General features: G+C 70.9%; 5 protein-coding genes. All 5 read right to left on the bottom strand.

Annotated features, from left to right (window positions below; translation table 11 throughout):
• Positions 1-80 precede the first annotated feature (80 nt).
• A complete protein-coding gene (locus ACWDNU_RS44720; protein WP_449673316.1) occupies positions 81-857 on the bottom strand; it encodes a DeoR/GlpR family DNA-binding transcription regulator in 777 nt (258 codons plus the stop codon).
• Positions 858-938: 81 nt separating this feature from the next.
• The gene (locus ACWDNU_RS44715; protein WP_449673315.1) at positions 939-2,819 is read right to left on the bottom strand and encodes a DUF5107 domain-containing protein; all 1,881 of its coding nucleotides are present in this window, start codon (positions 2,817-2,819) and stop codon (positions 939-941) included.
• Positions 2,816-3,883, bottom strand: a complete 1,068-nt coding sequence (locus tag ACWDNU_RS44710) for an ABC transporter ATP-binding protein (RefSeq protein WP_449673314.1) — start codon at positions 3,881-3,883, stop codon at positions 2,816-2,818. The genes ACWDNU_RS44715 and ACWDNU_RS44710 overlap by 4 nt, the downstream gene beginning before the upstream one ends.
• A 7-nt stretch (positions 3,884-3,890) precedes the next feature.
• A complete protein-coding gene (locus ACWDNU_RS44705; protein WP_449673313.1) occupies positions 3,891-4,820 on the bottom strand; it encodes a carbohydrate ABC transporter permease in 930 nt (309 codons plus the stop codon).
• A 10-nt stretch (positions 4,821-4,830) separates the two neighbouring features.
• The coding region (locus ACWDNU_RS44700; protein WP_449673312.1) for a carbohydrate ABC transporter permease at positions 4,831-5,289 on the bottom strand (459 nt) is incomplete at its 5' end.

Genomic DNA, 5,289 nt, shown 5'->3' with positions numbered 1-5,289 from the left:
GGGGAACCCTGAGGGAATCAGATTCCCTCAGGGTTCCCCTCACGTACCTCTGAGGGAGTCGGGCGGAGCGGAGGCGGACCTCAGGCGATCTGCACGGGGATCCCGGCGGCTTTCAGAGCGGCGGTGACGTCGGGGTCGGCCTCGGTGTCCGTCACGACCTCGTGGACGTCGGTGATGTCGCAGATGCGGGCGAAGGCGCGGCGGCCGAGTTTCGAACTGTCCGCCACGGCCACCACCCGGGCGGCGTTCTGCACCATGAGCCGGTTGATGTCCGCCTCGCCCTCGTGGCAGGCGAACGCGCCGGCGGCGGGATGCAACGCGTCCACGCCGAGGAACAACAGGTCGAGGCTGAGCTGGCCGAGCACCAGGTTGGCCAGCGGCCCGCTGAGTTCGAAGGACTGCGGGCGGGCGACCCCGCCGGTGACGACGATCTTCATGTTCGGCCGCACGGCCAGCTCGTGGGCGATGTTGAGCGCGTTGGTCACGATGGTGAGGCCGGGGGCATCGGCCAGGTCCGCGCGCATGGCCAGCGCCCTGGCCACGCCCGCGGTCGTGGTGCCGCCGTTGAGGCCGACCACCATGCCGTTGGACACCAGCGCCGCCGCCGCGGCGCTGATCCGCTGCTTTTCCGGGGCGTGGCGGGCGGTTTTGTAGCGCAGCGGCAGATCGTAGGCCAGGTCGTTCGCGACGGCGCCGCCGTGGGTGCGGGTGAGCAGCTGCTGTTCGGCGAGGTGGTCCAGGTCGCGGCGGATCGTGGCGGCGGAGACGTTCAGTTCCGCGGCCACCTCTTCGACGTCGAGCTTCTCCCGCTTCGCCAAGAGGTCCAACAGTGTGCTCAACCGTTCATGCCGAGCCATCGGCTTGTGCTCCCTTCGCACCGGTCCCCGTGCCTGCTTGCCCGCCGCGGCGTCATTGTTCACCCCGGCGGCCGATCGCGCTCATCCGGCCTCGCCGCCGGTTTTCATCCGGAAGTCGTATTCGGCGGGCAGCGGGCCGGGGGAGACCGCGTGCCACACGTCGCTCAGCGACGTCTCGCCCTCGCGGATCCCGGGCACGGTGAACCCCCGGTCGTACACCTCGCGCGCCCCGTCGAGATCGCCGAGCGCGAGCGAGATCCGCGCCCGCAGCAACGCGAACCGTCCCTCGACCGGCCACGGTTCGAGCAATTCCCGCGCGGTGCCGGGGTCTCCCGCAGCGAGCTGCGCGGCGATGGCCTCCAGCGCCAGCGGAGCCAGTTTCGGCAGCAGGTCCAGCGCCCGCCGGTAGTACTCCGCGGCGCACACCGGATCGTCCTCGGCGACGGCGAGGTTGCGCCACGCCCAGCCGTTCGGCTCCGCCTCGACCGACTGGCGCCACGCGGTCGCCGCGCCCTCGCGGTCGCCCGCCGCCCACCTCGCGATTCCCCGGTGGTAGCAGGTGAGCCAGCCGTGGTCGGGCACGGCCTCCAGCAACTCGGTCCAATGCCGGTTGACGAGCGTGTCGGGCGGTTCGGCGGCGGGGTCGGCCCGGGGCGCGACGCCGTCGAGCAAGTCCCGCCACGGCTGCTGGGCGGCGCCGAGGCTGCTCGCGGGAAACGGAGTGCCGGGGACTTCCACCAGCATCCGGCCCGTTTCCAGTGCGCCCCAGCCAGATCCTTCCGCGAGGATTTCCCCGGGCGGTGCGTCCGCGACTGCGCGCCATTCGCGCCACCGCCGCTCCAGTTCCCCGGCGGAGGGCAGCCCGGCGGCGACCGAGGCGAGCGCGGCGGGCCAGTCCGGCCCGTGCACGATCTCCGGGTCCGCCGCCACCGGACCGTAGCTTTCGAGCCAGTCCCACGAGGCGCCCGCGGGCAGCCGCAGGTGTTCGAGCTGCGTCCGGGCCAGCCCGGCCTGGATCTCGAGGTAGCCGCTCGTCCCGGGCGCGAGCCAGTCTTGCCACCGCCGTCCGCCCGCGGATTCGCCCCACACGAACAGTTTCCGTCCGCGCAGCCGAGCCGTGGACGCCTGGCCGAGCCCGTGCCCGTCGGAGTCCACGGCGGCGATCCACGGCGGCCCGTCGACCTCGAAGAAATAGTCGGCCGCCGCCATCGCCCGTGCGGGGCAGGTCAGGTCGCGCGTGACGTCGACCAGTTCCAGCCGCCCGGAATAGCCGTAGTGCCACGCCTGGTCCGCTGGGGCGAGCACGCGGGTCCCGGCCGTCTGCGCCACCGCGGTGTTCGACCACCAGTACACCGGCACGTCGCGCTCGTGCGGATTGCGGATCCGCACCCCGACGAACAGCCGCCGCGATCCTTCGGGCAGCCAGAAGTCCAGCTGGTACGGCAGATCGCGGGTGCGTTCCCATTCCCAGAGCCGCAGCACCGGTGAGCCGTCCGGCCCGGGCGCCTCGGCGGCGAACATCGGCGCGCAGGTCAGCGTGGTGTGCCCGGTGCTGCCGAGGTTCCACTCGACGCCGCCGGCGAACCACGCGTCGCGCAGCGCCAGGTTCGCCGGCTGGAACACTGGGTTGCGGAATACCAGGTCCCCGCCGGTTTCCTTGTCCAGCAAGGAGTACAGCCGCCCGCCGAGTCCGGGAAGGACAGTCGCGCGCAGCAGGTCGTTCTCCAGCACCAGCGCGGGCAGCCGCCGTTCGGTCCGGTCGCGGCCGTACCCGTCCTGCATCCGGCACGGCAGCACCGTGTCCAGCCGGCCGTAGGACAGGTTCGCCGCCAGGTCCGCGAGAAGTTCGTCCGCATTGGACACCGACGCGACCGGTTCGGACCGGACCAGCGGCGGCAACGGGTTCTCCGGGCCCAGTTCGGCCGCGGGAAGCACGAGTTCGACGCTCGTGATCGTGCTCATGCGTCCGGCAGCCGTTCGCCGGTAGCCGCGTCGAACAGGTGTGCCGCGCCGGTCCGCGGCGCCAGCGAGATTTCCTCGCCGCGCCGCCACGGCGCCATGCCCGGCGTCCGCACGGTCAGCACCCGGTCCCCGGTCCGGCAGTAGAGGTACTGGTCGCTGCCGAGTTCTTCGACGACTTCGACGACCGCGCGGTATCCGGCGCCGCCGATTTCCCAGCCCTCCGGCCGCACGCCGACGACGATCCCCTGACCGGTCAGCGCGGACCGCTGAGCCGGAGTGAGCGGGAGGATGCCGTCGCCGACTGCCGCGCCGGAACCGTCCACTGTGGTCTCGATGAGGTTCATCGCGGGCGAGCCGATGAAGCCCGCGACGAACACATTGCGCGGGCGCTCGAACAGCCCGACCGGGGAATCGCATTGCTGCAGCACGCCGTCGCGCAGCACGGCCACCCGGTCGCCCATCGTCATCGCTTCGATCTGGTCGTGCGTGACGTACAGCGTGGTGGTGCCGAGCCGCCGTTGCAGCGACGCGATCTGCGTGCGGGTCTGCACCCGCAGTTTGGCGTCCAGATTGGACAGCGGCTCGTCCATCAGGAACACGCTCGGCTCGCGCACGATCGCGCGCCCCATCGCCACCCGCTGCCGTTGCCCGCCCGACAGCTTCGCCGGGCGCCGGTCGAGGTATTCGGTCAGGTCCAGGGTGGCCGCGGCTTCGCGGACCCGGCGTTCGCGTTCGTCCTTCGGCATGCGCGCGAGCTTGAGGTGGAAACCGATGTTCTCCGCGACGGTCATGTGCGGATAGAGCGCGTAGTTCTGGAACACCATCGCGATGTCCCGCTCTTTCGGCGGCAGCGCGGTGACGTCCTTCTCGCCGATGCGGATCGAGCCCTCGTCCACGCCCTCCAGCCCGGCGAGCATCCGCAGGGTGGTCGATTTGCCGCAGCCGGACGGGCCGACCAGCACCAGGAATTCGCCGTCGGCGACCTCCAGGTCGAGCCCGTCCACCGCAGGGCGCTCGACCCCGGCGTAGTAGCGGGTGGTGTCGGTGAAACTCACGGTGGCCATCAGGGTCCTACTTTCCGGCGCCGAGGGTCAGGCCGGTGATGATCCGGCGGGCGAGCACGACGTAGAGCAGCAGCATCGGGAGCACGACGATCGCCACCCCGGCGATCAGCCCGCCGTACTCGGACTGGTAGCTGGCCGCGCCGTAGAAGGTGAACAGCGCGCGCGACAGCGTGAAATGGGCCTGGTCCTTGAGGAACACGATCGCCAGCAGGGTTTCGTTCCACAGCCCGATCGCGTTGAGCGTCAGCGCGGTGATCACGCCGCCGCGGGCCAGCGGCAGGACGACCGAGACGAACACCCGCACCGGCGAGGCTCCGTCGAGCGTCGCGGCTTCTTCGATCTCGTCGGGCAGCGAACGGAAGAACCCGGTCAGCAGGAACACCGTGAACGGGATCGACAGTGCCACGTAGAGCACGAACAGCCCGTACTGGTTGTCCAGGTGGATCTCGCTGAACGCGACGAACAGCGGGATGATCACGGTCTGGAACGGCACCCCCATGCCGATCGCGACGCCGTTGGTCAGCACGCCCGAACCGCGCACCCCGAGCCGGGTGAGCGCGTACGCGCACGGTGCGGAGATCGCGACGGTGGCGATCGTCGCCAGCCCGACCAGGACCACTGTGGACAGCACGGCGTCGCCGAATCCGGCGTTGTTCCAGGCGTAGACGAAGTTCCGGAACGGCTTGCCGACGTGGAACCACTGGTACGGCAGGGCGAACGGCTTGGTGAAGATCTCCACCGGGGTCTTGAACGACGCGGTGATCAGCCAGTACAGCACCAGCAGGTTGCCGGCGGTGAACAGCCAGACGATCGCCGAGCCGAGCAGCCGCAGCGGGCTGAGCCTGCGGCTGCCGGGAGCCGGGCGGGGCCGGCGCGGCGGGGTGCGCCGGGGCTTGCCCGGGGCCGCGCCGCGCGACGGCGCTTCCGTGACGGTCACGGGATCTCCTTCAGAACTGGATGGCGTCACGGCGCATCAGCCGCCGCAGCAGCACGACGAGGATCGAGACGAGGGCGATCATCGCGACCGCGCAAGCGCAGGCCGCGCCGAAGTCCGGCGTGCCGTTCGAGCCGAAGGTCCGGTCGAACACGTAGATGCCGAGCGTCCACGCCCGGTTCGGCGGGGCGTAGGTGCCGGGCCCGGCGAGCACGAAGACGAGTTCGAAGATCTTGAGCGCGTTGATCGTCCACAGCACCCCGGCCACGCCCACCACGTCCCAGGTGAGCGGCAGCGTGACGGAGCGGAACTTCTGCCAGGGCGAGGCGCCGCCGAGGTCCGCGTCCTCGTAGAGCTGCGGCGGGATCTGGTCGACCGCGGCCATCAGGATGGTGATGTAGAAGCCGGAACTGGCCCAGATGAGCGACGCGGTCACCACCCCGGTCACGTTCTCCGGCGCGAGGAACTTCGC

It is taken from the genome of Amycolatopsis sp. NPDC003676, assembly GCF_053587275.1.
Note: the sequence above shows the minus strand (reverse complement) of the source record. Positions and strands in the feature narration are given on the sequence as shown.

What these genes read in the sequence shown, in the direction of transcription:
- ACWDNU_RS44720 (WP_449673316.1), bottom strand. Translation starts at nt 857, where the DNA reads ATGGCTCGGCATGAACGGTTGAGCACACTGTTGGACCTCTTGGCGAAG.
- ACWDNU_RS44715 (WP_449673315.1), bottom strand. Translation starts at nt 2,819, where the DNA reads ATGAGCACGATCACGAGCGTCGAACTCGTGCTTCCCGCGGCCGAACTG.
- ACWDNU_RS44710 (WP_449673314.1), bottom strand. Translation starts at nt 3,883, where the DNA reads ATGGCCACCGTGAGTTTCACCGACACCACCCGCTACTACGCCGGGGTC.